The 3,823-nt window shown below is 66.8% G+C and carries 2 protein-coding genes; both read left to right on the top strand.

The genetic code is table 11. The features are described 5' to 3' along the window. Nucleotides 1–243: 243 nt before the first annotated feature. Nucleotides 244–1,026, top strand: coding sequence for a ZIP family metal transporter (locus ACFDS3_RS19465; protein WP_375263995.1), 783 nt, complete (start codon nucleotides 244–246; stop codon nucleotides 1,024–1,026). 84 nt (nucleotides 1,027–1,110) lie between these two features. Beyond that, nucleotides 1,111–3,366 (top strand): heavy metal translocating P-type ATPase, encoded by a 2,256-nt coding sequence (locus tag ACFDS3_RS19460; protein ID WP_375263994.1) that lies wholly within the window; start codon nucleotides 1,111–1,113, stop codon nucleotides 3,364–3,366. The last annotated feature ends 457 nt before the right edge of the window (nucleotides 3,367–3,823 follow it).

Below are 3,823 nucleotides of genomic sequence, written 5' to 3'. Positions count from 1 at the left end.
GGTTCACCCGGAGATTACGCCGCCTTCGAATTTCCACCACCTTCGCGACACGACCGCCCGATCGTCGTCCCATGGCGTCACCGCCAAAACCGGGCGCGGCCTTCAGTGGCTGTCGTTACGTCTATCCAAACAACCTGGAGTCACGAGCCCGGTAGGATGGCCGCATACGTTGAATGCTCCCTCACAGTTGCAAATCACTCGCAGAAGCAGTTTACGTCGAGAAAGGCTTATTTGGAGTGGGTTGTGGCTGATCTTTCCCCCGTGATGCTCGGGTTTCTTGGCAGTCTCGCCGCAGGGTCCCTGACCGCGGCCGGAGCGCTTCCTGTTCTGTTCGGGCGCATGCCCTCGCGAGGGATGCGAGACCTCGCATTGGGTTTCGCAGCCGGCGTGATGTTGGCTGCCTCCTTCTTCTCGCTGATTATTCCTGCGCTCGATGCCGCCGAGGTACGGTACGACAACGGCGCAGTGCCGGCCGCCATAGTCTGTGTATCGATCTTGCTCGGCATGGGTGCTGTCGCACTGATGAACGAGATGCTGCCGCACGAGCATTTCAGCATAGGGCGCGAAGGACCGGAGGGCGCGTCGCTCCGACGCGTGTGGCTTTTCATCATCGCCATCACGATCCACAATTTTCCGGAAGGTCTTGCGGTCGGCGTCGGATTCGGGTCGGGCGGCTTGGAAAGTGGCCTGCCGCTTGCCATCGGGATCGGCTTGCAGAATGCCCCTGAGGGCCTTGCCGTTGCGGTGTCTCTTCTTGGCGAGGGCTACCCGAAGCTGCGTGCCTGGGGCATCGCCGCTCTGACGGGGCTGGTAGAGCCTGTTGGCGGTCTGCTCGGCTCGGGAATCATTGCCATCTCGGAGCCGCTACTTCCATGGGGTCTCGCCTTCGCCGCAGGCGCAATGCTCTATGTCATCAGCCACGAGATCATTCCCGAGACCCATCGAAGCGGTCATCAGAAGAAGGCAACCCTGGGGTTGGCGATCGGCCTCGTCCTGATGTTGTTCCTAGACGTTTGGCTTGGGTAAAGAAAATGAGGAAGGGGGCTTGAAGCTATAGTAGCTGGAGGTCGTATCTGTGACCGATTGGTGAGGATGCGACGGAGGCAGACTATGGCGAACCCAGGCACAAGTCAGCACGAGTGGCGCGTGACGGGCATGGATTGCGGCGCCTGCGCGGGCAAGGTCCGCGGCGCGGTCGAGCGGTTGCCGGGGGTCGAAGGCGTCGACGTGGCGCTTATGGCCGAACGCCTGCGCCTGACGCTGGATGAAAGCCGCACCTCGACCGACCGGGTGGAGAACGCGGTGCGCGCCATCGGCTTCGGGATCTCGGCCAAGGGTGCCGCGCCCGAGAAACCGAAAGGCGGCTTTGTCCTGCCCGACGGCGCATTTCCAGCCGCCCCCGAGGATGACGCGCCAACGGCGCCCCCCGCCGCCGATGCGCCGCCGCCCGCGTGGTACGCCACGTCAAAGGGGCGGCTTCTGCTCGGGACCGGCGCATTGCTGGCGGCGGCCTGGGCGGTGCACCTGGTCTTCTCGGAACAGGTCGCGCAATGGGCGTTCGTCCTGGCGACGCTGATCGGCCTGTTCCCGGTCGCTCGGCGCGCCTTGGCCATGGCGCGGGCAAGAATGCCCTTCACGATCGAGATGCTGATGACCCTCGCCGCCGGAGGGGCGCTTTTCATAGGGGCCGCGGAAGAGGCGGCACTCGTCGTCTTTCTCTTTGCCGTGGGCGAGATGCTCGAGGGGTTGGCGTCGAACAAGGCGCGTGACGGCATCCGGGCGCTGGCCCGGCTGGTGCCCAAGACGGCGCTGCTGGAAGTGAGCGGCCGGACCCGCGAGGTTCCGGCCGACAGCCTGCGGATCGGGCAAGTCGTGCTGGTCCGCCCCGGCGACCGCGTTCCGGCCGATGGCGAGGTGGTCGAGGGCATCTCGGGCGTCGATGAAAGCCCGGTGACCGGCGAGAGCGTGCCGAGCCTGAAGGAGCCGGGGGCGGAGGTCTTCGCCGGCTCGATCAACGCCGAGGCGGTGCTGCGCGTGCGCGTGACGAAGCGGGCCGAGGATAACACGATCGCGCGCATCGTTCGCCTCGTGGAAGAGGCCGAAAGTGCGCGCGCGCCGACCGAGCGCTTCATCGACCGCTTCAGCCGGGTCTACATGCCGGCCGTGGTGGGCGCCGCGCTGCTGGTCGCCATCGTGCCGCCGCTCGCCTTCGGGCAGGCCTGGGGCGAGTGGACCTATCGCGCGCTGGCCCTGCTGCTGATCGGCTGCCCCTGCGCGCTGGTGATCTCGGTGCCGGCCGCCATCGCCTCGGCCCTGTCGGCGGGTGCGCGGCACGGGTTGTTGATGAAGGGAGGCGCGGTGATCGAGGCGACGGCCCGGATCACGCATGTCGCCTTCGACAAGACCGGCACGCTGACCCACGGCCGCCCGCGCGTCACCGATGTCGTACCGTTCGCCGGGGCCGATGTGCTGGCGCTGGCGGCGGGGGTCGAGGCCGGGGCCAGCCATCCCCTGGGCAGAGCCATCCTTGCGCGGGCCGACAGCGACAGCGTGGCCGTGCCCGCATCGGCGTCGGCGCGCGCGATCCCCGGCAAGGGCGCCGAAGCGGTGATCGGGGGGGCTGTCGTCACTGTCGGCTCACCGCGCCTCGCCGAGGAGGGCGGCGTGCTGAGCGACCAGATCCGGATGCAGAGCGAGGCGCTTGAAGCCCAAGGCAAGACGGTGGTGATCGTCTGGCGCGGGATGACGCCGCTCGGGCTGATCGCGCTGCGGGACGAGCCTCGCGCCGATGCGGCGGACGCCGTGCGCCAGCTTCGGCAAATGGGCATCGCTCCGATCATGCTGACCGGCGACAACGCCCGCGCGGCCGCGGCCATCGCCGGGGGCCTCGGCATCGAGTATCGCGCGGGATTGCTGCCGGCGGACAAGGTGACCGAGGTGCAGGCACTCGGGCGCGGAACGCAGGTGATGGTGGTGGGCGACGGGATCAACGACGCGCCGGCCCTCGCCGCGGCGGACGTGGGCGTGGCGATGGGATCGGGCACCGACGTGGCGCTGGAAACCGCTCATGCCGCGATCCTGCGGAACCGCGTGGGCGACGTGCCGGGCAAGATCCGCCTTGCCCGGGCGACGATGGCCAATATCCGGCAGAACGTCGCGATCGCGCTGGGGCTGAAAGGGGTGTTCCTCGTCACCACCATCCTCGGGATCACCGGGTTGTGGATCGCGATCCTTGCCGATACCGGCGCGACCGTGCTCGTCACGCTCAACGCGCTGCGCCTGCTGGGCTTCAAGCCCGGCCGCGAGGGCCGCGCCAAAATGAACCGGAGCGTTGAGACCTCAGCCGTCGCCGCTAAACAGGCGTGAAGTGTGACAAGAGGGGCCGTGGCAACGACGGCTCCGCCGAATTCAGGGATATTCTAATGGCCATACGGACCGAACACGATCTTCACCGCCGCCGCCGCTCTCGTAACATCGGGGTGGGCATGGTGCTCGTAGGACTCATCGGAATCGTCTTCGGCCTCACCGTCGTGAAGGTCGGCCAGCTGGCTGAAAGCCAAGCCTTCGATCAAGTAGTAGGGCCGGAACTTCTGCCAGGAGAGACGGCTCCGGAGTAGGTGTGGGGAACATTACAACAGGTAGAGTGCCGAGCTAATTCTGTGATCGCCTCGCCCCGCACTGCCATTGGCCTGCGCCTCTCGACTGGTGGAGAACCTACCCGAGGGACCAGAGGACACGGCACCCCATCGCTACGCCAGTGGACGCTAAGCCCTGTTGACAAAAGGGGATTCACGTAGGGCACCGGCCATGATTCAAGCCGGTA

Source organism: Palleronia sp. (assembly GCF_042089775.1).
Classification (GTDB): domain Bacteria; phylum Pseudomonadota; class Alphaproteobacteria; order Rhodobacterales; family Rhodobacteraceae; genus Palleronia.
The sequence above is the reverse complement of the archived record's forward strand: the minus strand, read 5'-3'. Positions and strand labels throughout refer to the sequence as shown.